This window comes from Paraburkholderia sp. AV2 (assembly GCF_054968425.1).
Map to the genome: position 1 here is coordinate 24664 of NZ_JBANLK010000035.1, position 24093 is coordinate 48756.

22 protein-coding genes are annotated in these 24093 nt (G+C 65.6%); 13 read left to right on the forward strand and 9 right to left on the reverse strand.

The window, feature by feature from the left end; all coding sequences use genetic code 11:
* Positions 1-329: 329 nt before the first annotated feature.
* Genes ilvA through queF form a run of 3 tightly spaced genes read left to right on the forward strand, consistent with a single transcriptional unit; the run spans position 330 to position 3718 of the window.
* On the forward strand, positions 330-1910 hold the full coding sequence (gene ilvA / locus V8683_RS22000) for a threonine ammonia-lyase, biosynthetic (protein ID WP_411190492.1): 1581 nt from the start codon (positions 330-332) through the stop codon (positions 1908-1910).
* 30 nt (positions 1911-1940) lie between these two features.
* Positions 1941-2891 carry a 5'-nucleotidase gene (locus V8683_RS22005; RefSeq protein WP_411188485.1) on the forward strand — a complete coding sequence of 317 codons (951 nt, stop codon included), beginning with the start codon at positions 1941-1943 and terminating at the stop codon, positions 2889-2891.
* Positions 2888-3718: an NADPH-dependent 7-cyano-7-deazaguanine reductase QueF gene (queF, locus tag V8683_RS22010; protein ID WP_411188484.1), complete on the forward strand. Its 831-nt coding sequence runs from the start codon at positions 2888-2890 to the stop codon at positions 3716-3718. The genes V8683_RS22005 and queF overlap by 4 nt, the downstream gene beginning before the upstream one ends.
* 81 nt (positions 3719-3799) lie before the next feature.
* Here queF and mtgA read toward each other — a convergent pair whose 3' ends face one another.
* From mtgA to mpl, 5 genes are all read right to left on the reverse strand, one after another.
* A complete protein-coding gene (gene mtgA, locus V8683_RS22015; RefSeq protein WP_411188483.1) occupies positions 3800-4513 on the reverse strand; it encodes a monofunctional biosynthetic peptidoglycan transglycosylase in 714 nt (237 codons plus the stop codon).
* A 35-nt stretch (positions 4514-4548) separates the two neighbouring features.
* The gene (gene aroE, locus V8683_RS22020; RefSeq protein ID WP_411188482.1) at positions 4549-5409 is read right to left on the reverse strand and encodes a shikimate dehydrogenase; all 861 of its coding nucleotides are present in this window, start codon (positions 5407-5409) and stop codon (positions 4549-4551) included.
* Positions 5406-7514, reverse strand: a complete 2109-nt coding sequence (locus tag V8683_RS22025; RefSeq protein ID WP_411188481.1) for a ribonuclease catalytic domain-containing protein — start codon at positions 7512-7514, stop codon at positions 5406-5408. The genes aroE and V8683_RS22025 overlap by 4 nt, the downstream gene beginning before the upstream one ends.
* A 131-nt stretch (positions 7515-7645) precedes the next feature.
* Positions 7646-8230 carry a YqiA/YcfP family alpha/beta fold hydrolase gene (locus tag V8683_RS22030; protein WP_411188480.1) on the reverse strand — a complete coding sequence of 195 codons (585 nt, stop codon included), beginning with the start codon at positions 8228-8230 and terminating at the stop codon, positions 7646-7648.
* Complete coding sequence (mpl, locus tag V8683_RS22035) at positions 8227-9618, reverse strand: UDP-N-acetylmuramate:L-alanyl-gamma-D-glutamyl-meso-diaminopimelate ligase (protein WP_411188479.1); 1392 nt, start codon at positions 9616-9618, stop codon at positions 8227-8229. The genes V8683_RS22030 and mpl overlap by 4 nt, the downstream gene beginning before the upstream one ends.
* Positions 9619-9828: 210 nt before the next feature.
* Here mpl and V8683_RS22040 point away from each other — a divergent pair, with 210 nt between their 5' ends.
* From V8683_RS22040 to V8683_RS22085, 10 genes are all read left to right on the forward strand, one after another.
* Positions 9829-10476 (forward strand): UDP-N-acetylmuramate--alanine ligase, encoded by a 648-nt coding sequence (locus tag V8683_RS22040; RefSeq protein ID WP_411188478.1) that lies wholly within the window; start codon positions 9829-9831, stop codon positions 10474-10476.
* Between the two features lie 51 nt (positions 10477-10527).
* Complete coding sequence (locus V8683_RS22045; RefSeq protein WP_411190491.1) at positions 10528-11079, forward strand: TlpA family protein disulfide reductase; 552 nt, start codon at positions 10528-10530, stop codon at positions 11077-11079.
* A 193-nt stretch (positions 11080-11272) separates the two neighbouring features.
* Positions 11273-11725 (forward strand): type II 3-dehydroquinate dehydratase, encoded by a 453-nt coding sequence (gene aroQ / locus V8683_RS22050; RefSeq protein WP_411188477.1) that lies wholly within the window; start codon positions 11273-11275, stop codon positions 11723-11725.
* 113 nt (positions 11726-11838) lie between these two features.
* A complete protein-coding gene (accB, locus tag V8683_RS22055; RefSeq protein ID WP_411188476.1) occupies positions 11839-12303 on the forward strand; it encodes an acetyl-CoA carboxylase biotin carboxyl carrier protein in 465 nt (154 codons plus the stop codon).
* A gap of 21 nt (positions 12304-12324) precedes the next feature.
* A complete protein-coding gene (gene accC, locus V8683_RS22060; RefSeq protein WP_411188475.1) occupies positions 12325-13692 on the forward strand; it encodes an acetyl-CoA carboxylase biotin carboxylase subunit in 1368 nt (455 codons plus the stop codon).
* A 3-nt stretch (positions 13693-13695) separates the two neighbouring features.
* The gene (gene prmA / locus V8683_RS22065) at positions 13696-14592 is read left to right on the forward strand and encodes a 50S ribosomal protein L11 methyltransferase (protein ID WP_411188474.1); all 897 of its coding nucleotides are present in this window, start codon (positions 13696-13698) and stop codon (positions 14590-14592) included.
* Positions 14593-14646: 54 nt separating this feature from the next.
* Positions 14647-15792 carry a zinc-ribbon and DUF3426 domain-containing protein gene (locus V8683_RS22070; protein ID WP_411188473.1) on the forward strand — a complete coding sequence of 382 codons (1146 nt, stop codon included), beginning with the start codon at positions 14647-14649 and terminating at the stop codon, positions 15790-15792.
* A 105-nt stretch (positions 15793-15897) separates the two neighbouring features.
* Positions 15898-16398 carry a thiol peroxidase gene (gene tpx / locus V8683_RS22075; RefSeq protein WP_027794365.1) on the forward strand — a complete coding sequence of 167 codons (501 nt, stop codon included), beginning with the start codon at positions 15898-15900 and terminating at the stop codon, positions 16396-16398.
* Positions 16399-16493: 95 nt separating this feature from the next.
* Positions 16494-17435 carry a carbohydrate kinase family protein gene (locus tag V8683_RS22080; RefSeq protein WP_411188472.1) on the forward strand — a complete coding sequence of 314 codons (942 nt, stop codon included), beginning with the start codon at positions 16494-16496 and terminating at the stop codon, positions 17433-17435.
* A 37-nt stretch (positions 17436-17472) separates the two neighbouring features.
* Entirely contained in the window at positions 17473-17949 is a 477-nt protein-coding gene (locus V8683_RS22085) for an outer membrane lipoprotein (RefSeq protein ID WP_411188471.1), read from the forward strand.
* Between the two features lie 263 nt (positions 17950-18212).
* Here the strand turns inward: V8683_RS22085 and V8683_RS22090 are convergent, their stop codons facing one another.
* From V8683_RS22090 to V8683_RS22105, 4 genes are all read right to left on the reverse strand, one after another.
* The gene (locus tag V8683_RS22090; protein ID WP_411188470.1) at positions 18213-18755 is read right to left on the reverse strand and encodes a histone H1-like DNA-binding protein; all 543 of its coding nucleotides are present in this window, start codon (positions 18753-18755) and stop codon (positions 18213-18215) included.
* 28 nt (positions 18756-18783) lie between these two features.
* Positions 18784-19110 (reverse strand): hypothetical protein, encoded by a 327-nt coding sequence (locus tag V8683_RS22095; RefSeq protein ID WP_411188469.1) that lies wholly within the window; start codon positions 19108-19110, stop codon positions 18784-18786.
* 93 nt (positions 19111-19203) lie between these two features.
* Entirely contained in the window at positions 19204-20427 is a 1224-nt protein-coding gene (locus V8683_RS22100; protein WP_411188468.1) for a ribonucleotide-diphosphate reductase subunit beta, read from the reverse strand.
* Between the two features lie 415 nt (positions 20428-20842).
* Positions 20843-23857 (reverse strand): ribonucleoside-diphosphate reductase subunit alpha, encoded by a 3015-nt coding sequence (locus V8683_RS22105; RefSeq protein WP_411188467.1) that lies wholly within the window; start codon positions 23855-23857, stop codon positions 20843-20845.
* Between the last annotated feature and the right edge of the window lie 236 nt (positions 23858-24093).

A 24093-nucleotide genomic window follows, 5' to 3' on the forward strand; every position in this document is an offset into this window, starting at 1 on the left:
TGCGGCGGCAGCACTCACGCCGACGGTTCCCCGGCGCTCAGACTCCGCGACACGATCGTGCGTGACGGATGTGCCGCTGCGCCGCGGGGCGGGTCTCGCGCCGCGCGGGCATCAAATGGGCTGTCCGAGGTTGCCAGTGCATCTTCCGATCCTGGTTATCAAAACCGGATTTTAACGCATGATCCGCCCGTGCGCTGACGCTGTCCGGTAAGCCCGGAGACGGATAAGGCCAATGATGAACCGCGACCGCGGCACGGAATAATTCGCCGTCCGGAAGGTCGGGGAATGAGGACGGAGCGTCCGCCAGCGCCCTCATCGTTGGCGCTATCATTGACGTTTTCCCGTCATATTTCGTTGACTCTCGCGCTCAGGCGCCCGCCCGCATGGCCTCCCACGACGATTACCTGAAGAAAATCCTCACCGCGCGCGTCTACGACGTGGCCCGCGAGACCGAACTCGAACGCGCGCCGAACCTCTCGGTGCGCCTGTCCAACACGGTCTGGCTCAAGCGCGAGGACAACCAGCCCGTGTTCTCCTTCAAGCTGCGCGGCGCCTACAACAAGATGGCGCAGCTCACGCCCGCGCAGCTCGAGCGCGGCGTGATCACCGCCTCGGCCGGCAACCACGCCCAGGGCGTGGCGCTCTCGGCGGCGAAGCTCGGCGTGAAGGCCGTGATCTGCGTGCCGGTCACCACGCCCCAGGTGAAGGTCGATGCCGTGCGCGCGCACGGTGGGCCGACCGTGGAAGTCGTGCAGGCGGGCGAGTCGTACAGCGACGCCTACGCCCACGCCGTGCGCCTGCAGGAGGAACGCGGCCTGACCTTCGTGCACCCGTTCGACGACCCGGACGTAATCGCCGGCCAGGGCACGGTGGCGATGGAGATCCTGAGCCAGCATCAGGCCCCGATTCATGCGATCTTCGTGCCGATTGGCGGCGGCGGGCTCGCGGCGGGGGTGGCGGCGTACGTGAAGGCGGTGCGCCCGGAGATCCGCGTGATCGGCGTGCAGACCGACGACTCGTGCGCGATGGCGCAGTCGATGGCGGCGGGCCGGCGCGTGGAGCTGACGGAAGTGGGGCTGTTCTCGGACGGCACGGCGGTCAAGCTGGTGGGCGAGGAGACGTTCCGGCTGTGTCGCGCGTATCTGGACGAGGTAATCACGGTGGATACCGACGCGCTGTGCGCGGCGATCAAGGACGTGTTCCAGGACACGCGCAGCGTGCTGGAGCCGGCGGGGGCGCTGGCCGTGGCGGCAACCAAGCAGTACGTGGAACGCGAGGGCATCCGGGGGCAGACGCTGGTGGCGGTGACCTCGGGCGCGAACATGAACTTCGACCGCATGCGTTTCGTGGCCGAGCGCGCGGAGGTGGGCGAGGCGCGCGAGGCGGTGTTCGCGGTGACGATTCCGGAGGAGCGCGGCAGCTTCAAACGCTTCTGCGAGCTGGTGGGCACGCGCAGCGTGACGGAGTTCAACTACCGCATCGACGACGCGGAGCGCGCGCACATCTTCGTGGGGGTGCAGATCCGCAACCGGGGCGAGTCGGAGCAGATCGCGCAGGCGTTCGTCTCGCATGGCTTCCCGACGGTGGACCTGACGGGCGACGAGCTCTCGAAGCAGCACATCCGCTACATGGTGGGCGGACGCTCGCCGCTGGCGCACGACGAGCGCCTCTTCCGCTTCGAGTTTCCGGAGCGCCCGGGGGCGCTGATGCGCTTTCTGTCGTCGATGGCGCCGGAGTGGAACATCAGCCTGTTCCACTACCGCAACCAGGGGGCGGACTACAGTTCGATCCTGGTGGGCATCCAGGTGCCGGCGGCGGACGACGCGGAGTTCCGGCGCTTCCTCGCCACGCTCGGCTACCCGCACTGGGAAGAGACGCAGAATCCGGCGTACCGGTTGTTCCTGGCTTAAACGCAAACCAAACATCAAAGGTCAGCACAAGTGAGCGTTTCGCTCTCCGACAAACTCGTGGTCGCGGTCTCCTCGCGCGCGCTCTTCGATTTCGAAGAGGAAAACCGCGTCTTCGAGGACGGCAATCTCGCCGCCTACGAAGCCCTCCAGCGCGAGCGGCTCACCGTGCCCGCGCAGCCCGGCGTCGCCTATGCGCTGATCCGCAAGCTGCTTGCGCTGAACAACGGCTCGCATCACGTCGAGGTGGTGATCCTCTCGCGCAGCGATCCGATCAGCGGCCTGCGCACCTTCAGCTCGTGCCGCGAGCATGGGCTCGACGAGATCCAGCGCGGCGTGTTCACGCGCGGCCGTGCGCCGTGGGCCTACCTGAAGCCGCTGAACGCGTCGCTCTTTCTTTCCGCCAATCAGGACGACGTGCGCGGCGCGCTCGCTGCCGGCTTCCCGGCCGCGCGCGTTTTTCCTGAATCGGCGACAATGGCGGGACGCAACGCGAACGAGATTCGCATCGCGTTCGACGGCGATGCCGTGCTGTTTTCCGACGAAGCCGAGCAGATCTTCCAGCACGAGGGTCTTACGGCTTTCGTGAGCCACGAGCGCGACAACCGCGACCTGCCGCTCGCACAAGGCCCGCTCAAGCCACTGCTCGAAGCGTTGAACCGCCTGCAGAAACTCGCGGACGCCAATGCGCAGATGCGCATCCGCACGGCGCTCGTCACCGCGCGTTCGGCGCCGGCGCACGAGCGCGCGATCCGTACGCTCATGGCCTGGAACATCGAAATCGACGAAGCGATGTTCCTCGGCGGACTCGACAAAGGCCCGTTCCTGCGCGAGTTCGAACCCGACTTTTTCTTCGACGACCAGATCCGCCACTGCGAATCGGCCCGCTCGGTCACGGCGACCGGACATGTCGCGAGCGGCGTGGCGAATGTCGTACCACCGGCCACCGTGCCGGAAGCAACCGTAACCAGCAGCACATCATGACTCCCGAACACTCTCCGCTCGGCAAACCCGCCACCTACACCGAACAGTACGACGCCTCGCTGCTGTTCCCGATCCCGCGCGCCGGTGCGCGCGAAGCGATCGGCATCGGCATCGGCGCGCAACTGCCCTTCTTCGGCACCGATATCTGGAACGCCTACGAGCTTTCGTGGCTCAACGCGCGCGGCAAGCCGCAGATCGCCATCGCGACGTTCTTCATCCCCGCCGATTCGCCGAACATCGTCGAATCGAAGTCGTTCAAGCTCTATCTGGGCTCGTTCGCGCAGACCCGGGTCGATTCGGTCGAGGCGGTGCGCGACACGCTCAAGCGCGATGTCACGGCTGCCTGCGGCGCGTCGGTATCGGTGCGGCTCGAACAGCCGAGCGCGTTCGGCAAGATCCCGTTCGAGGAGTTCGACGGACTCTCGCTCGACCGCCTCGATCTGGATGCGGAGGTCTATCATCCCGACGCGTCGCTCCTCACCGCCGCGTTCGACGAAGCGCCGGTCGAGGAAACACTGGTCTCGAACCTGCTGAAGTCGAATTGCCCGGTGACGGGCCAGCCCGACTGGGGCAGCGTGCAGATCCACTACGTGGGGCCGCAGATCGACCAGGCGGGCCTGTTGCGCTACATCATCTCGTACCGCAATCACACGGGCTTCCATGAGCAATGCGCGGAGCGCATGTTCGTGGACATCCTGAACGCGTGCAAGCCGGACCGCCTCGCGATCTATGCGCGCTACACGCGCCGCGGCGGGCTCGACATCAATCCGTTCCGCACCAACTACAACGTGCCCATGCCCGATAACGCGCGGCTCGCGCGGCAGTAAAGACGAGAGCCATCCAGGAAGGAAGCGCCGCGGCAGTCGTTGGGGAATCGCCCACCCGGCCCGGCGCTTTTTTTACGCCGGTCAGTGCGGCAGTTCGGCAGCGCCCATGCGCCGCGCGATCACGGACGCGCGCTGCGCGAGATACGGCGAATTGCGATGCTCGTCGAAGTACTTCGGACGCGGCAGCATCACCGCCAGCCGCGCCGCCTGCCAGGCCGTGAGCTTCGACGCCGACGTGCGGTAGTAGTAATGCGCCGCGGCCTCGGCGCCGTAGACGCCATTGCCCCACTCCACCGAATTCAGATAGATCTCGAAGATGCGCTCCTTGTCGAGCAGCGTCTCCAGCATCCACGTGATGATGAGCTCCTGCCCCTTGCGGATATAGCTCTTCTCGCGAGAAAGAAACAGGTTGCGGGCGAGTTGCTGCGAGATCGTGGACCCGCCGCGCACGATGTGGCCGCGCTGCTTGTTCCTTTCCCACGCCTGCAGGATGGCGTCGGTTTCGTAGCCGTTGTTATTGACGAAGTTCGCGTCCTCGGACGCGATGATGGCGCGTTTGAGATTGCGCGAGATCTGGTCGTACGGCACCCACTGATGCTGGATCGGGTACTCGGCGCCGAGCCGTCCTTCGTCGGTGCGCATGAACGCCGTCGATTGCGGATCGACGATATTCCAGAGCGCGATCTGCACGAAGTAATAAGCCTGCAGCGCAACCCAGGCGATCGCGAAGACCGCGCCCGCGTAGGCCAGCCAGCGCAAAGCGCCCGGTCGCGTTGCGGCTTCGCGGCCAGGCATCGTGCGTCCTCGCGCGCGGCGCGCCACCATGGGTGTCAGGCCTGCGCCGCGAGCTGCGCGCGCAGCGCGGCCAGCACCGGCGCGCTGTCGGGGCGCACGCCGCGCCACACGTAGAACGATTCCGCGGCCTGCTCGACCAGCATGCCAAGCCCGTCCGCCGCGCGTGCGCCGAGCGTCTGGGCGTGACGCATGAACACCGTGGGCTGCGCGCCGTACATCATGTCGTAGGCGAGCGTGCCCGTGCCGAACGCGCGCTCGTCGCATTCGGGCAGCGAGGCGTCGAGGCTGCCCGCCGTCGCGTTGACGATCACGTCATAGGGCGTCGGTTCGACCGTCTGCGGGCCGCCGCCCTGGATGACGCATCCCGCCTCGGCAGCAGCCGGCGCGAATTGCTCGACCAGCTCATGCGCCTTCGCGGCCGTGCGGTTCACGATGGTGATCTCGCGCGGGCCGCGTTCGAGCATCGGCAGCACGACGCCGCGCGCCGCCCCGCCCGCGCCGAGCAGCAGCACGCGCGCGCCCTTCAGCGCGACGCCGAGATTCGACTCGATATCGCGCACGAGGCCGAAGCCGTCGGTGTTATCGCCGAAGATGCCGTCGGCGTCGAAGCGCAGCGTGTTCACCGCACCCGCCGCCGCCGCGCGCGGAGAGAGCCGCTGCGCGAGCGCGTACGCTTCGAGCTTGAACGGCACCGTCACGTTGAGGCCCCGGCCACCGGCCGCGTTGAACGCGCTCACCTCGGCAACGAAGCCATCGAGCGGCGCGAGCAGCCGCCCATATTCGACACGCTCGCCGGTCTGCTGCGCGAACTGCGCATGGATGAACGGCGACTTGCTATGTGCGATCGGGTTGCCGACCACCGCGTAACGATCGACCTGAGCGGAAACCGTGCTCATTCGCCGGTCTCCGCCGCATGCTGCACGCCCGGCGCTTGCTGGGGCGTTTCGCCGTCCGGATCGCCGCTCGCTTCGGACTCGCCCTCCGCGGCAGGCGCATCCGATTCGGCCAGCGCCTCGGCTTCGCTTTCCGCCGACGGGTCAGCGGACTCGATCACCTCTTCGTCCTCGCTCTCCTCCGCTTCGGCGCCGCTCGTCACGACCGGCGCATCGAGCACGCGCAGCATGCGCACCGAAGCCTCGATGGTCAGCTCGTCGATCGACATCACTTCGAGCAGCACGCGCGTGCCGCGCGCATGCACGCCGAGCGCGGGCACGTGCATGATGAGCGGCACTTCCTCGAAGCGCACGAGGTCGTCCTTGATAACGGTTGCGGCGAACTCGCGGCGGTTTTCCTGCTGGAGCCAGCGCAGGCACCAGAAGTACTCCATGCGGCGCTGATGATCGGCGTAGGCGGTGTAGGTCTCGTCGAAGCCCTGCACGACGGCGAACAGGTCGGCGTCCTTGGGCTTGAACGGCGCGGCGAGCTTCGCCGTCACGCCATGCTCCACGCAAGCGAGCAGTTGCCACTGGTTCACGAGGTCGACATAGCGACGCAGCGGCGAAGTGCTCCACGCATACTGCGAAACGCCCAGCCCTTCGTGCGGCGCGGCCGAGGTCTGCATGCGCGTGCGCTTCGGGCCGCTCGGCGCGCCGAACGCGCGCTGCGAGCGATAGATGCCCGGCACGCCGTGGTCGTGCAGGAACGCGCCCCACGTCGAGTTCGCCAGAATCGCCAGCTCCGCCACGATCATGTCGAGCGGCGAGCCGCGGCGGCGCGGCGTGATCGTGACATGCTCGCCGTCCACGTAGAAGTTGAAGTCGGTGTTGCGCTGCACCTCGCGGCGCAGGCCATAGCCGGCCCGCGCCTGCTGGCGCTTTTCGAAGAGCGCCTGCGCGAACGGCCACAGCACGGCGATGTCGTCCTTGTGCGGATACTCGCCCGTACCGGCCGCAAGCGTTTCTTCCGTGACGAGTTCGTCGAGCGTGTTGTGGCGCAGGTTGTTCTTCACGAACACGCGCTCGGCGCGCGTTTCGCTCGCGACGATCTCCTGCGTCTCGCGGTTCACGATGCTGTAGAGCGAGAGCGCCGGACGCAGTCCGCCTTCCTTGAGCGTGAACGCATCGACGAAGTCGTCGGGCATCATCGTGATCTTGTCGCCGGGCATGTAGACCGTCGAAAGACGCGTGCGCGCGATCGTGTCCGCCATGTCGCCGCGCTGGATGCCGAGCGCCGGCGCGGCGATGTGGATACCAATGCGCACGCGGCCGTCGGCGAGAGGCTCGATCGAGAACGCGTCGTCGATTTCGGTGGTCGTGACGTCGTCGATCGAGAACGCCTCGACGTGCGCCTCGGGCAGATCGTCGGGCAGCGAGCCCACCTGCACGGGCGGGAAACCGGTGCCGTGCGGAAAGAACTCGGCGAGAAAGCGAGCCTCGTGCAGCGCGCGCGGCGACGCAATGCCGCCGCATTCGAGCATCAGGCGCGGCATCGAAATGCCGCGCGCCGCCGCCGCGGCTTCGAGCGCCTTGTACTCGATCGTATTCTTGTCGGGCTTCGTGAGGAGGCCCAGCGCCTTGCCCTGGAACGCCTCCGGCAGCTTGCCCGCCTTCAGCTCTTCCTCGTAGCCGGCCTGCACGAGCGCCTGCTGGCGCTTGCGTTCAAGCGACGCGAGCGCCATCTTCAACTGCTCTTCGGGAGCGCGCTGGTACTGGCCGCGCCCTTTGCGGCGGAAATAAACGGGCGAGCCATGCAGGCAGAGCACGAGCGAAGCCCGTTCGACGGGGCCCGAGGCCTCGCCGAAATACTCGGCGGCGAGCGCCGTAAACGCAAATTCGTCGGCAGGCGCGCATTCCCACAGGAAACCGAGGTCGATCTCCTGCGCGGCCGCATCCGCCTGTTCCATCAGATCTGCGGCGGTGGGCTTCTCGAACTCGATCAGCACGTCCTTCGCGCGCACCTTCGCGCGGCGGCCGCCGGGCAACTCGACCTGAAACGCATCACCCTGGCGCGCCAGCACGCTGCCGGCCTTGAAACTGCCCGATTCCTCAAAGAAAACGTTCACTCAATACTCTCGTTCAGACTTGCTTCGACCGCCAAAACCGTGTGGCGTGACGGTACTGCTGTATACATATAGACGTTCGCGCGCGCGGCGCGATGCCTGCTAACGGGTCAGCCCGAAGATGAACCCCTGCGTCAGGGCGTATCGCACCATGCGATCACGTCGTCGACATAGTCGGCGAATTCGCTGATGCCGTGGTCGCTGCCCTCGATCAGCCGCGTGGGCACGCCCGCGTAGTGCGCGAGCATTTCGCGATAGTCGAGCACCTCGTCGCCGGTGGCGGCTATCAGCCAGTAGCGCTCGGGACGCGTCACGTGCGCGACCGCCAGCGTGCGCAACTCGTCCAGATGGCGCGGTTCGACGACGATGTTGCCGCCGCCATGCCAGAGCGGCTGCTCGCCCAGATACTTCGAGAGATCGCGGTCCGGCACCACGGCCGGATTGAGCAGCACGGCGCGCCAGCCGTGCTTTTCGGCGAGATGCGTCGCGAAATAGCCGCCGAGCGAACTGCCGATCAGCGTGACGCGCTCGTCCGGCTGCAAACGCCCGGCTCGCTCGCCGATTTCGTGCTCGGCCAGTGCGATCGCCGCAAGCGGCGAGACCGGAAGCGTCGGGCAGAGCCATTCGCCGGCACGCCCCAGAACGTCGAGGCGCGCCGCGAGCAGCCGCGCCTTGAACGACTGCGGCGACGAGCGAAAGCCGTGCAGATAGACGATCACGCGGCACTCCGTGCCGAGAGCGCGTCCAGCAACTTCTGATGCACGCCACCGAAGCCGCCGTTGCTCATGACGAGCACCTGGTCGCCGGGGCGGGCGGCGGCCACCACCGCGTTCACCAAGGCGTCGAGGTCGTGGAACGCATGCGCCTTCTCGCCAAGCGGCGCCAGCGCGCCCGCGAGATCCCAGCCGAGCGCGTCCTTGCCGGCCTGCGCACCATAGCCGAACACGAGATCGGCGTCGGCGAGACTCGCGGGCAACTGGGCCTTCATCACGCCGAGCTTCATCGTGTTCGAGCGCGGCTCCAGTACGGCGAGGATGCGGGTGTTGTCGCGTCCTACACGCGTACGCAGGCCGGCGATCGTCGTCTCGACCGCGGTGGGATGATGCGCGAAATCGTCGTAGACGGTCACGCCGTCCACGCTGCCGCGCACTTCCATGCGGCGCTTCACGTTGCGAAAACCCGAAAGCGACTGGGCGGCCTGCGCAGGCGGCACGCCGACACTGCGCGCGGCCGCAATCGCCGCGAGCGCGTTCTGACGGTTGTGCTCGCCCTGAATCTGCCAGTCCACCACGCCCACGCGCTCGCTGCTGTGATAAACCGCGAAACGCTCGTCGACGGGCACGCCGTCCTCGGCCGGCAGCGCCTGCCAGCCGCCCGCCACGCCAAAGCGCTCGACTTCGCTCCATACGCCGCGCGTGAGCACGCGTTCGAGCGCGTCCGAGCGCCCGTTCGTCACGATGCGGCCGACACCGGGGATCGTGCGCACGAGGTGATGGAACTGCGTCTCGATGGCGGCGAGATCGGGAAAGATATCGGCGTGATCGTATTCGAGGTTGTTCAGCACGGCCGTGCGCGGCCGGTAGTGGACGAACTTCGAGCGTTTGTCGAAGAAGGCCGTGTCGTACTCGTCGGCTTCGATCACGAAGAAGCTCGAATCGGTGAGCCGCGCCGACACGCCGAAATTGAGCGGCACCCCGCCGATCAGAAAACCGGGATTCAGGCCGGCGTCCTCCAGCAGCCACGTGAGCATCGAGCTCGTGGTGGTCTTGCCGTGCGTGCCCGCCACCGCGAGCACCCACTTGTCGCGCAGCACATGCTCGCCCAGCCACTGCGGCCCGGACGTATACGGCAGGCCGCGATCGAGGATCTCCTCCATCAGCGGATTGCCGCGCGAGACGACGTTGCCGATCACATAGAGATCGGGATTCAGTTCGACCTGGCTCGCGTCGTAGCCCTCGATCAGGCGGATGCCCTGCGCTTCGAGCTGGGTGCTCATCGGCGGGTACACCCCCGCGTCGCAGCCGGTCACGGTGTGGCCCGCGCTGCGCGCGAGCACGGCGAGACCGCCCATGAACGTACCGCAGATGCCGAGGATATGGATGTGCATAAGCCTTGCGCGCCGCATGGGCGCCGGAAAACGGGTTATCGGGGTTGCCGGGGGGTTGCCGGAATCGGGAGGCGCGAAGACGGCGGCGTGCGCCGCCGAAGCAAAGAGCGATATTGTACCCGAGGCGCCCCGCGCGTTTTCGGCGCAAGGGCCCGGGCCCGGCGCCTTGCACCGCGAAGGCCCGGGGACATTCTCTAGTATGATTCGAGGATGGTTCGCAGATCACATTTCGATCCGCAACGCGTGCGCGAGGAAATCGCCATCGCGGCAGCACGGATGATCGCCGAGGATGGCCTCGACTACGCAACGGCCAAGCGCAAGGCAGCACGGCAGGTCGTGGGGGAAACGCGCATCGAAGGCACCTGGCTGCCCGATAACGACCAGATCGAAGAAGAGATCCGCGAGTATCAGGCCCTGTTTCAGGGAGAAAGCCAGCCGGCGGTGCTGCGGCACCTGCGCGAGATCGCGCTCGACTGGATGAAGCGGCTCGAAGCCTTCAACCCGTTCGTGACGGGTGCGGTGCTCAACGGCACGGCGGGCGAGCACTCCGACATCCATTTGCAGATCTTTTGCGACAACCCCAAAGACGTCGCCATCTGGTTCCTGAATGCGAATGTGCAGTACGACGTATCGGAGACCCGCCACTTCGCCGCGCGCGGTTACGTGGAAACATTGAGCTTCATCTACAAGGCTTCGCGTGACGGGGAGCCGGTAGGCATCCACGTCGCGCTCTACGATACCGACGACTTGCGCGGCGCCGTGCGTGCCGACGCGCGCGGGCGCCTCGCACGCGCGAATGCGCAGGCACTGCGGGCCTTGATCGACCAAAGCGACGAAAGCGGCGGTGCGGCTTCCTGAGCCATGTTTCACCCTTCATTCAACCAGCACGATCAACTGAAAAGCGCAGCGATGAACACGAAGCGGATTCTGGCCGGCCTCGCAGTAGCGGCGGTGGCCGCCGGCGGCGGCATTCTGGCGGGACATTGGGCCAACGGCGGCGATACCGGCACGGCCGATGCGGCGTCGGTCTCGGGCAAGCAGGACGCCGTCGGCCAGCTCTGGACGGCGGCCGTCACGACGCCCGACGGCAAGCCCCAGTCGCTCGCGCTCTACAAGGGCCGGCCGATCGTGGTGAACTTCTGGGCTTCGTGGTGCGGTCCGTGCGTCGAGGAGATGCCGGAACTCTCGGCGCTGCAGCGCGAGTACGCGAAGAAGGGCATCCAGTTCGTCGGCCTTGGCGTCGATTCGAGCGCGAACATCAAGACCTTCCTCCAGAAAGTGCACGTGGACTACCCCGTCTATGTCGCCGGCTTCGGCGGCGCCGACGTTGCCCGCGCGTTCGGCAACACGGCCGGCGGCCTGCCTTACACGGTCGTAATCGATGCGAACGGCAACGTACGCGCGACAAAATTAGGCCAAATCAAGCCGGACGAGCTTCGCCGAACCCTTGACGCACTTTGACGCCGTGGAATATTTGACCGGAACTTAACACCCGTATTGCTATTTTTGTCGCAGAATTTACAGCTTTTGACGGAAGATCCACGATTCCGCCGGGTTTCGGGCAGAGTCAGGGTCATATCACCCGCTCGGAAAACTAGACAAATTTCTCTAATCGGCGATAAAGTTCGCGCAACTCCACGGAAATGAAGCGACCATGACGCGACTGCTGGTTCTGCACGGCCCCAACCTCAATCTTCTCGGCACCCGGGAACCCGAGGTGTATGGGCGCGTGACGCTCCCGCAGATCGATCAGGCGCTGGCCGACCGCGCCGCGGACGCAGGCGTCGATCTGGCGACCTTCCAGAGCAATCACGAAGGCGCCCTCGTCGACCGCATCCAGGCCGCCCGTGCCGAGCAAACCGACTTCATCCTGATCAACCCGGCGGCATACACGCATACCAGCGTGGCGATCCGGGACGCACTGGCTGGCGTCGGCATTCCGTTCGTCGAGATTCACCTGTCCAACGTGCATCGCCGCGAGACCTTTCGGCATCACTCGTATTTCTCCGACCAGGCCGAGGGCGTCATCTGCGGCCTCGGCTGGAAGGGCTATCTGTACGCCCTCGAATACGCGCTCGACCGGCTCGCCGCCGGCAAGCGCGGCTGATTCGCGGATCGCGCGGGTGAGCCAGCCGACGCATTCGGACAGCAAGACAGACAACACCAATCCCGTGCCGGGGCTCGCGCCCCGGCACCTCACGTATTCAAAGGGGCTGCACCATGGATCTACGTAAGCTGAAGACTCTGATCGACCTCGTCTCCGAATCGGGTATCTCGGAACTCGAAGTCACTGAGGGCGAAGGCAAGGTGCGTATCGTCAAGAATGCGCCACCGGTTTACGTGCAGCCGGCGCCGGCCCAGTACGCCGCCCCGGCCATGGCTCCGCTCGCGGCGTCCGGCCACGCCCCCGAAGCGGCCGCCCCCGCCGCTGCCGCACCGGCCGTTCCGCAAGGCCACGTCGTGACCTCGCCGATGGTCGGCACGTTCTACCGCGCACCGTCGCCGGGCGCCGATCCGTTCGTCCAGGTCGGCGACACGGTCAAGGAAGGCCAGACGCTGTGCATCATCGAAGCGATGAAGCTGCTCAACGAAATCGAGTCGGACGTGGCCGGCGTGGTCAAGGAGATCCTCGTCGACAACGGCCAGGCCGTCGAATACGGTCAGCCGCTGTACGTGATCGCCTAAGGCCGGGGGCGCATACCCACCATGTTTGAAAAAATCCTCATTGCCAATCGCGGCGAAATCGCGCTCCGTATCCAGCGCGCCTGCCGCGAGCTCGGCGTCAAGACGGTCGTCGTCTATTCGGAAGCCGACAAGGAAGCCAAGTACGTGAAGCTCGCCGACGAGGCGGTCTGCATCGGCCCGGCTCCGTCGAACCTGAGCTACCTCAACATGCCGGCGCTCATCAGCGCGGCCGAGGTCACCGACGCCGAGGCGATCCACCCCGGCTACGGCTTCCTCTCCGAAAACGCGGACTTCGCCGAGCGCGTCGAGCAATCGGGCTTTACGTTCATCGGCCCGCGCCCGGAAACGATCCGCATGATGGGCGACAAGGTCACGGCGAAGCAGACGATGATCAAGACCGGCGTGCCGTGCGTGCCGGGCTCGGAAGGCGCACTGCCCGACGATCCGAAAGAAATCGTGAAGATCGCGCGCACGATCGGCTACCCCGTCATCATCAAGGCTTCAGGCGGCGGCGGCGGTCGCGGCATGCGCGTGGTGCACACGGAAGCGGCGCTCGTGAACGCGGTCAACATGACCAGGGAAGAAGCGGGCCGCGCCTTCGGCAACCCGCAGGTCTACATGGAGAAGTACCTCGAGAACCCGCGCCACATCGAGATTCAGGTGCTCGCGGACTCGTTCAAGAACGCCGTGTGGCTCGGCGAGCGCGACTGCTCGATGCAGCGCCGCCACCAGAAGGTGATCGAAGAAGCGCCGGCGCCGGGCATCGCGCGCCGCCTGCTCGACCGCATCGGCGACCGCTGCGCCGACGCCTGCAAGAAGATGGGCTACCTCGGCGCGGGCACGTTCGAATTCCTGTATGAGAACGGCGAGTTCTACTTCATCGAGATGAACACGCGCGTGCAGGTCGAGCATCCGGTCACGGAGCTGATCACCGGCATTGACATCGTGCAGGAACAGATCCGCATTGCGGCCGGCGAGAAGCTCTCGTTCCGCCAGCGCGATATCCAGTTGAAGGGCCACGCGATCGAGTGCCGTATCAACGCCGAAGATCCGTTCAAGTTCACGCCGTCGCCGGGGCGCCTCACGTCGTGGCACATGCCGGGCGGTCCTGGCGTGCGCGTCGACTCGCACGCCTACAACGGCTATTTCGTGCCGCCGAACTACGATTCGATGATCGGCAAGCTGATCACCTACGGCGCGACGCGCGAGCAGGCGATTCAGCGCATGCGCATCGCGCTCTCGGAAATGGTGGTGGAAGGCATTTCGACCAACATTCCGCTGCACCGCGAGCTGATGCTCGACGCGAAGTTCGTCGAAGGCGGCACGAGCATTCACTACCTCGAAAGCCGTCTGGCCGAACGTCAGGCTGTAAAGAAGGACGAAGCGTAATTCATGAGCTATCGGGAACTGATCGTCGAGCTTGAACGAGACCGCGCGGAAGAACTCTCCGACGCGCTGATCGAGCTCGGCGCGCTGTCGGTGTCGGTGGAAGACGCCGACGCCGACACGCCCGACGAGCAGCCGCTCTTCGGCGAGCCCGGGCTCACGCCCGAGCGCACCGCGTGGCAGCATTCGCGCGTGATTGCGCTGATCGGCGACGACCAGGATCCGGCCGTGCTGCTCGCGGCCGCTTCGAACGAACTCGGCCTCGCCGAGACGCCGAAGTTCTCGCTGCGCGAAGTCGAGGAACAGGATTGGGTGCGCCTCACACAATCCCAGTTCGAGCCGATCCCGATCGGCAAACGCATCTGGGTCGTGCCGTCGTGGCACGACGCGCCCGATCCCGACGCGCTCGTGCTCGAACTCGACCCCGGTCTCGCCTTCGGCACCGGCAGCCACCCCACCACGCGCCTGTGCATGGAATGGCTCGAAGAGCACGTGAAGCCGGGTCTTTCTCTGCTCGACTATGGCTGCGGCTCGGGCATCCTCGCGATCCTCGCGAAGAAGTGCGGCGCCGCCCCCGTGATCGGCATCGACATCGACCCGCAGGCCGTCGAATCGGCACGCCATAACAGCGCGCGCAATCATGCCGATGTCACCTATGGCCTGCCGGACGACTGCCCTCCGGGCGAGTTCGACATCGTCGTCGCGAACATCCTCTCGAATCCGCTCAAGCTGATGGCCTCGATGCTCTCTTCGCGCGTGAAGCCGGGCGGGCGCCTGGCGCTCTCGGGCATCCTCGCGCGCCAGGCCGAGGAAGTCGCCCGGGTGTACGAACGCTGGATCGACATCGCGGTATGGCGCGAGCACGAAGGCTGGGTCTGCCTCGCGGGTACGCGGCGCGGCTAGCCGCGGATTGCCAGTAGAATGGCGGGTATCGCCAACCTCCCGGTCCCGGCCCACATGCTCCTGGCAACGCGCTGCCCTTTCTGCGAAACCGTCTTCCGTGTTCAGCCCGCGCAGCTTGCCGCGCGCCGCGGCCTCGTGCGCTGCGGTCATTGCAGGGAAACGTTCGACGCGTCGGGCAGCCTGTTCGAACTGGCCGAGGGCGGCGATTTCGCAAGCGCCGTGCCTGTCGGCGCCGATATCGCAGCGGGCCTGTTCGCACCCGCGCCCTCTGCCGCTCCGCCCGACTTTCCCTCACACGCCTCGGCAGCACCGGTCGCACCCGATTTCTCGGCCAGCGCATGGGATCCGTGGGCACCGCGTGCCGACAGTCGCATCGACCCTGGCCTGCAATACAACGCCGACCACCTGCCGCGCGCCGGGGCAGCGCCCGCGGTCACGCCCGGCGTCGAGTCGGATGCCGGGCACTACGACGAGCCCACGCTCGCGGCACCTTCCACGCGTGACGAGCCAGCCGCTCAATGGCGCCGCGTCGAACCCGACCTCACCGAGCCCACCCTTTCGGCGAACGAAGCTTCGGCCGCTGCGGTGAACGATCCCGAACCGGTGTTCTCGCGCAGTCCTGCCGCAGCGGCAGCCGCGCCCGCGTTTGGCGCGCTCTCGCCGAACGACGGCGCCGAGCCCTTCGCCGTGACGCGGGAAGCGCCCGCGCGAGCGCCGCGCCGCACCGGCTGGCGCATCCTGGGGGGCTTGCTCGCGATCGTGCTGCTGGCTTTGCTGGGTGCCCAGCTCGCGTGGTGGCTGCGCGAAACCGTGATGGTCTACTGGCCCGGCTCGCAGCCGCTCTACGTAGAGGCCTGCGAGCAGCTCGGCTGCCGCGTGCAGCCGCCGCGCGACATCGACGGCCTGCAGGTAGAGCCGTCCGATCTGCGCCAGGTCGACGATCCTCACCATCTCGAACTGAAGGTGCCGCTACGCAATCATTTCAGCGTGGCGCTCGCGTACCCGGCCATCGAGCTCACACTGCTCGACCGCCAGAACAACGTGGTCGTGCGCCGCGTGCTGTGGCCGCAGGACTATGTCCCGCCCGGCACGCGCGTCGACGCCGGCCTGCCCGCGCGCACCACGCAGACGATGATCGTGCGGCTCGATACCGGCAGCGTGGTTGCGTCGAACTTCCGCATCGAGATCTTCTATCCTTGATGCCCGTTTCGTTTGCGGCGCCGTCTGCGGGCGGCCCGCGCGTTCCCTGTGTCCGGATGACCGGACGCGCCTCTCACCACACTATGAATTCCCGGAGAGCACATCATGAGTCAAGTTACGCTGGGTGGTAACCCGATCGACGTCGCAGGCACGTTTCCGTCGGTCGGCCAGAAGGCGCCGGCGTTCTCGCTCGTCGGCAAGGATCTGAAGCCCGTCTCGCTCGCCGACTTCGCCGGCAAGCGCAAGGTGCTGAACATCGTCCCGAGCCTCGACACGCCGGTCTGCGCCACCTCGACGCGCAAGTTCAATGAAAGCGCCGGCAAGCTCGACAACACGGTCGTCGTGGTCGTCTCGGGCGACCTGCCGTTCGCCGCTTCGCGCTTCTGCTCGACCGAAGGCATCGAAAACGTCGTCACGGCCTCGACGTTCCGCGGCCATGACTTCGCCCAGGCCTACGGCGTGGACGTGACGAGCGGCCCGCTCGCCGGCCTCACCGCGCGCGCGGTGGTCGTGCTCGACGCGAACGACAATGTCGTCTACGCCGAGCGCGTGGGCGAAATCAAGAACGAACCGAACTACGACGCTGCCCTCGCAGCCCTGAAGTAATCCGGCGTTCGCGCGCGCTGCGGCGCGCGCCTGTCTTTCCTGCTTCTCTCCCGCTTTTTCCCGCTTCTTACTTTACGCATTACAGGAACCCAGCCTTGGCTACGCTGATCTGCGGCTCGCTCGCCTACGACAACATCATGACCTTCGAGGGTCGCTTTCGGGAGCACATCCTGCCGGAGCAGGTGCATATCCTGAACGTGAGCTTCCTCGTGCCGACGATGCGCCGCGAGTTCGGCGGCTGCGCCGGCAACATCGCCTACGCACTGCATCTGCTCGGCGGCGACGCGCGCATCATGGCAACGCTCGGCGGCGCCGACGCCCAGCCCTATATCGAGCGCCTCGACACGCTAGGCCTCTCGAAGGCGCACGTGCGCGTGCTGCCCGACACCTGGTCGGCGCAGGCGATGATCACGACGGACTTCGAAAACAACCAGATCACGGCATTCCACCCGGGCGCGATGATGCAGTCGCACCTGAACCGCGCCGACGAAGCGCCCGGCATCAAGCTCGGCATCGTCGCACCGGACGGCTTCGACGGCATGGTCCAGCACGTCGAACAGTTCGCCAGCGCCGGCACGCCCTTCGTTTTCGATCCGGGCCAGGGCCTGCCGCTCTTCGACGGCGCTTCGCTGCGCCGTGCGATTGAACTTGCGACCTATGTCGCGGTCAACGACTACGAAGCCAATCTTGTCAGCCATCGCACCGGCTGGTCGTTCGACGAGATCGCCAGCAAGGTCGACGCGCTGATCGTCACGCGCGGCGAGCACGGATCGCAGATCTATCACAGCGGCAGCATCGAAGAAATTCCTGCGGTGCAGGCCGAACGTGTGCTGGATCCGACCGGTTGCGGCGACGCGTTCCGCGGCGGCCTGCTCTATGGCATCGAGAACGGCCTCGACTGGGCAACCACCGGGCGGCTCGCAAGCCTGATGGGCGCGCTCAAGATCGAACACCAGGGTCCGCAGAACTACGCGCCCACGCGGGTGCAAATCAATGAACGGTTCAAGGCAGCGTTCGGGTACGAGCTGCCGAAATGAGCCGAGGCCCGACGGGGGGCCTTTGGGAGCTACGGGAATGAAAATAACAAGTTGTCTGATTGCGGCAGCCGCGATCGCGGGTTCGCTCGCGATGTCGGGCTGCGCATATAACAGCAGTTCCGCCGACGTCTACACGGCGTCGCAGGCGCAGCGCGAGCAAACGGTCCGCATGGGCACAGTCGAGAGCGTACGCGCAGTGAAGATCAGTTCCAACAACGGGCAGCCTAGCGGACTTGGCGCCATCGGCGGCGGCGCGCTGGGCGCCGTGGCGGGTAGCCAGATCGGCGGCGGAACGGGTTCGATCGTGACGGGCATCATCGGCGGCATTGCGGGCGCCGTGGCCGGCAACGCGATCGAGAACGGCGTCGCGATGCGCGATGGCCTCGAGATCACGGTGCAGCTCGACAACGGCGACCTGCGTGCGATCACACAAAGCGCCACGGGCGAGGTCTTCAACGCAGGCGACCGCGTGCGCCTGCTCTCAAGCGGTGGCGTGACCCGGGTCACCCACTAAAGCCGGTTTTCCCCTGTACCGCGGCGGCGCCTCGCGCCATAAGCGGAACCTCAGGCGCATGCGCTCCCCTGTGCATGCGCCTTTTTTCATGCGCCGCGCCTGACCAGCGAGCAAACAGGACGGAGGCAGGCCCCAAGGGCAAGACGAAAAAAATCCCGCCACGGGCAAGCCCGCCGACGGGATCACGTTCGGACCTCGAAATTGCCTCGAGGCTGGCCGAACTGCGAGGCACGCACGCCGCGCGCCTCGCCTGGTACTGCGTATTACGGACGGCTGCCGGTCGGGAACGGCCATGCTGCAGCCGGGTTCAGCGCCGTCTTCACCGTTGCTGCCGGCGCGGCCGGTTGTGCAGCAGCGGGGGCAGCAGGCGCGGCAGCGGCAGCCTTCTTCGCAGGCGCTTTCTTGGCAGCCTTCTTCGCGGCAGCCTTCTTCGCAGGCGCCTTCTTCGCGGCAGCCTTCTTCGCAGGCGCGGCCTTCTTCGCGGCAGCCTTCTTCGCCGGTGCGGCCTTCTTCGCGGCAACCTTCTTCACCGCGACCTTGCGGGCTGCAACCTTCTTCGCCGCGGCCTTCTTCGCCGGTGCTGCCTTCTTCGCAGCAACCTTCTTCACCGCGACCTTCTTGGCTGCAACCTTCTTCGCTGCGGCCTTCTTCGCCGGTGCTGCCTTCTTCGCAGCAACCTTCTTCACGGCGACTTTCTTCGCTGCGACCTTCTTGACTGCAACCTTCTTCGCAGCAGCCTTCTTGGCCGGTGCAGCCTTCTTCACTGCGGCCTTCTTCGCCGCCGGTTTCTTCTTGGCAAGTGCCATTTTCTTCTCCTTCAAGTTCAGATGAGAGTCAGTTCAAACAACACCCTTCGTCAAAACCCGCTTCCCGCAAACGCTTCTCAGGGCGCACGCTACGAAGCGGGCTATTCATCGGCGTACGCTGATCCCGCGCGCTTACGCTAATGAATGCGGTAAGGCGCGCCGTGCCTTCGGGCACAGCGCGCCAGGTCAACCCGGCGTCGGATACCGACACCGGCCAACGTTCGTTGAGGGCGCGGGGGCCACGATGCGTGGGGCCCGCGCCTTTTTCCGGGGGGAAGTTTGCCCATCCCTCTGAAGGGTTCGCAAAGTGCCGGTCATATCGATGAGCCGCCAAGGCTCCGGCCAGGCTTTGCATCAGGCGTTCCTGCTCCTAATCATCCAGCCGGCACTCGCGCATCGCGTGGCGCGGCCGGCAACCCCAAAAGACTTGATCCGCAGTGCGCCCGGCTCACTCCCAGGACAACGCACCGCCCGTCTGATATTCGATTACGCGCGTCTCGAAGAAGTTACGCTCCTTCTTCAAGTCGATCATCTCGCTCATCCACGGGAACGGGTTCTCTTCGTTCGGGAACAGCGGATCGAGTCCGATCTGCTGGCAACGACGGTTGCAGATGAAGCGCAAATAGCTCTTGAACATCGCCGCGTTCAGACCCAACACGCCGCGCGGCATGGTGTCTTCGGCGTAACGGTATTCGAGGTCCACGGCCTTGCGGAACAGATCAGCGATCTCCGCACGGAATGTGGGAGTCCACAGGTGCGGGTTCTCGAGCTTGATCTGGTTGATGAGGTCGATGCCGAAGTTACAGTGCATGGACTCGTCGCGCAGGATGTACTGGTATTGCTCCGCTGCGCCGGTCATCTTGTTCTGGCGGCCCAGCGCGAGAATCTGCGTGAAGCCGACATAGAAGAACAGGCCTTCCATGATGCAGGCGAACACGATCAGCGACCTGAGCAGCGTCTGGTCGGCTTCGGTCGTGCCTGTCTTGAAGGCGGGATCGGTCAGCGTCTGGATGAACGGGATCAGGAACTCGTCCTTGTCGCGGATCGACTTGACCTCGTGGTACGCGTTGAAGATCTCGCTTTCGTCCAGACCCAGCGATTCGACGATGTACTGGTAGGCGTGCGTGTGGATCGCCTCCTCGAACGCCTGGCGCAGCAGGAACTGGCGGCATTCGGGGGCCGTGATGTGGCGGTAGGTGCCCAGCACGATGTTGTTCGCGGCGAGGGAGTCGGCGGTCACGAAGAAGCCGAGGTTGCGCTTGACGATGCGGCGCTCGTCCTCGGTCAGGCCGTTCGGATCCTTCCACAGGGCGATGTCGCGGGACATGTTGATTTCCTGCGGCATCCAGTGGTTCGCGCAACCGGACAGGTATTTCTCCCAGGCCCACTTGTACTTGAACGGGACCAGCTGATTGACGTCGGTCTGGCCGTTGATGATGCGTTTGTCGGCGACATTCACGCGCGCTTCGGACGACACCGGCGCAGCCGGCGGCGGGGCAACCGCGAAGTCGCTGGAGAAGATGTTCTCCGCCGTGGAAACCTGAGGAGCAAAACGCTGACCGAACTGCACGTCGGCGTTCGAGACGGCGAATCCCGCGGGGTTGCGCATCGTGTTTTGCTGCGCACCGCTCGACGGAGTTACGGCCGTGTTCTCGTCATCCCAGTTGAGCATAAATGTCACCATCAATTTAGATCGGTTTGTACCATCTTTTCGTGAGCGATAAAAGGGTTCGCACACGAAAATTCCTTTTTTCGAATCGCGTTGCGACGTGCATACAACACTTTGTGATTGCAGCGAGTCGATCACGTCGTATGAGCGATGCGATGACGACGCATTCGAAGGTCGTTACTTGATTCGAGTGAGCCGCATTTGCGTTGCGTGCTGCGTGTCCCGAGTACATCGGCGAAGACGCCAGGGATTCCTGATGCCTTGCTCGCCAGCCTCTTGTATGAATCGCGGCATGGCTGCCCTGCGTGTCGGTGAGAATCCGTCGCGCGCGATGCGACAGACGGGATTCGAAACAGGCGACGCGCATCGCACGCGCCGCCCTGCACTACTGTTTACTAGTGACGACTACGGCCGCACGTCACTGGCAGGCTTCGCACTCTTCGAAGCCCGGGTCGCCCGGACGCATCATGCACACGGGCCCCTCGGCTTCCGGTGCGGAGGCAGCCACCGCTTCAGCCGCCGTGGCCGGTGCCGATTGCAGCACCGTCGAACCCGCGTTGCCGCCAGACGCACCGAAGCCCGCGCCGCCACTGAACGCACCACCGGCACCACCGGCACCGCTGCCGCCATCGCCGTTAGTCGGCACGGCATTCAGCGCGCCATGCGCGACCGTCGACTTCTCGACGTGCGTGGCCGCCATCGTGCGCAGGTAGTACGTGGTCTTCAGGCCGCGGATCCAGGCGAGCTTGTAGATCTCGTCGAGCTTCTTGCCCGATGCGCCCGCCATGAAGATATTCAGCGACTGCGCCTGGTCGATCCACTTCTGGCGGCGCGAAGCCGCTTCGACGAGCCACGTCGGGTCGACTTCGAACGCCGTCGCGTACACCGCGCGCAGATCGGCCGGGATGCGGTCGATGCGCGAGAGCATGCCGTCGAAGTACTTCAGGTCGGCGACCATCACTTCGTCCCACAGGCCGCGTTCCTTCAGGTCGCGCACGAGGTAGTCGTTCACCACCGTGAATTCGCCCGAGAGGTTCGACTTCACGTAGAGGTTCTGGAACGTCGGCTCGATGCAAGGCGAGACGCCGATGATGTTCGAGATGGTCGCGGTCGGCGCGATCGCGATGCAGTTCGAGTTGCGCATGCCGTGCGTGGCAATGCGTTCGCGCAGCGAGGTCCAGTCCATCGACTCGCTCGAATCGACTTCGACGTAGCCGCCGCGCTGTTCGGCCAGCAGCTTGAGCGTGTCCTGCGGGAGGATGCCGCGGTCCCACAGCGAGCCGCGGTAGGTCGAGTAGCGGCCGCGCTCTTGCGCGAGCTCCGTCGACGCCCAGTACGCGTAGTAGCAGACGGCTTCCATCGAGCGATCGGCGAACTCCACCGCTTCCTGGGAAGCAAACGGCGTGCGCAGGAGGTGCAGGCAGTCCTGGAACGCCATGATGCCCATGCCCACCGGACGGTGCTTCAGGTTCGAGTTACGCGCCTTCGACACCGCGTAGTAGTTGATGTCGATGACATTGTCGAGCATGCGCATCGCCACGCTGACGGTGCGCTTGAGCTTGTCGTGGTCGAGCGCGTAGCTGCCGTCGGCCTGCTTGACCATGTGCGCGACGAGGTTCACCGAGCCCAGGTTGCAGACGGCGATTTCGGTGTCGCTCGTGTTCAGCGTGATTTCCGTGCACAGGTTCGACGAGTGGACGACGCCCACGTGCTGCTGCGGCGAGCGCACGTTGCACGGATCCTTGAACGTGATCCAGGGGTGGCCCGTCTCGAACAGCATGCCGAGCATCTTGCGCCACAGCTGGGCGGCCGGCATCTTCTTGAAGAGCTTGATCTCGCCGCGCGCGACCTTGTCTTCGTAAGCCGTGTAAGCCTGCTCGAACTCGGCGCCGAACTTGTCGTGCAGGTCCGGGCAGGTGGACGGCGAGAAGAGCGTCCAGTCCCCGCCTTCCATCACGCGTTTCATGAACAGGTCGGGAATCCAGTTCGCCGTGTTCATGTCGTGGGTGCGGCGGCGGTCGTCGCCGGTGTTCTTGCGCAGTTCGAGGAACTCTTCGATGTCGAGGTGCCACGATTCGAGGTACGCGCAGACCGCGCCCTTGCGCTTGCCGCCCTGGTTCACGGCCACGGCCGTGTCGTTCACCACCTTCAGGAACGGCACAACGCCCTGCGACTTGCCGTTGGTGCCCTTGATGTGCGAGCCGAGCGCGCGCACGCGCGTCCAGTCGTTGCCGAGGCCGCCCGCAAACTTCGAGAGCAGCGCGTTGTCCTTGAGCGCTTCGTAGATGCCGTCGAGGTCGTCGGCAACCGTCGTCAGGTAGCACGACGAGAGCTGCGAGCGATGCGTGCCCGAGTTGAACAGCGTGGGCGTGGACGACATGAAGTCGAACGTCGAGAGCACGTTGTAGAACTCGATCGCACGCGCTTCACGGTCGATCTCGTTGAGCGAGAGGCCCATCGCGACGCGCATGAAGAATGCCTGCGGCATTTCGATACGCGTGCCGTGCACGTGCAGGAAGTAGCGGTCGTAGAGCGTCTGCAGGCCGAGATAGCCGAACTGCAGGTCGCGGTTCGCGTCGAGCGCGTTGCCGAGGCGCTTCAGGTCGAACTGCTGGAGCTTGTCGTCGAGCAGGCCGGCTTCGATGCCGCGCTTGATGAACTGCGGGAAATACTCGGCGTAACGCTGGGCCATTTCGGCCTGCGTCACTTCCTCTTCGAGAATTTCGCGACGGATCGTGTGCAGCAGGAGACGCGACGTGACCTGGCTGTACGCCGGATCCTTTTCGATCATCGTGCGCGCGGCAAGAATGGCCGAGTCGTAGACCTGCGACATCGGCACGCCGTCGTAGAGGTTCTTCACCGTTTCCGCCACGATCGGATCGGGGATCACGGCATCGCCAAGACCGTCGCACGCCGAAACGATCAGCGCGCGCAGCGCGTTCAGGTCGAGCGGACGGGTCACGCCGTTATCGGTGACGTTCAGGCCCGGCGCGGCCGGCGCCGCGGCTTCCTGGGCGACGCCGCGCTCCTGGTTGCGCTTCTCGCGGTAGAGCACGTAGGCGCGCGCCACGTTGTGCTCGCCGCCGCGCATCAGCGCGAGCTCGACGTGATCCTGGATGTCTTCGATATGGAACGTGCCGCCGTTCGGCCGGCTGCGCACGAGCGCGCGCACGACGCTCTGCGTGAGCTGCTCGACGAGTTCGCGCACGCGTGCCGACGCCGCGCCCTGCCCGCCGTTGACCGCCAGAAACGCCTTCGTCAGCGCGATCGCGATCTTCGAAGGCTCGAACGACACCACGCTGCCGTTGCGGCGGATCACCTTGTAGTCGGCGAACTGCGTCGCGTTCGTCTGGCCCGCTTGCGGCTGGCCGCCCAGTGCGTGCGCGGCAGGCGCGCCTTCATACCGGGTCGAGACGTTATCGGTCGTTTGCATGTGCAAAGCTCCTGGTCCTGGAAGTGTGCGAAGCGTATTCGCGGATTAAAACGGACGCCGCGCCCCCGTGTGCGCGGACGATATTGCGGAGAAAAAAAGCCAGCCTGGCGAGGCTGCCGGATGCGGCAAGGCTGATGGGACAAACGGGACGCCGGTCTTCATCGTGGATGCCGCGATCATTGGCTGTACCTTCTTTCTCGATTACAGCCGGTGCGCCGGTTCTCTTGGCCGGATGC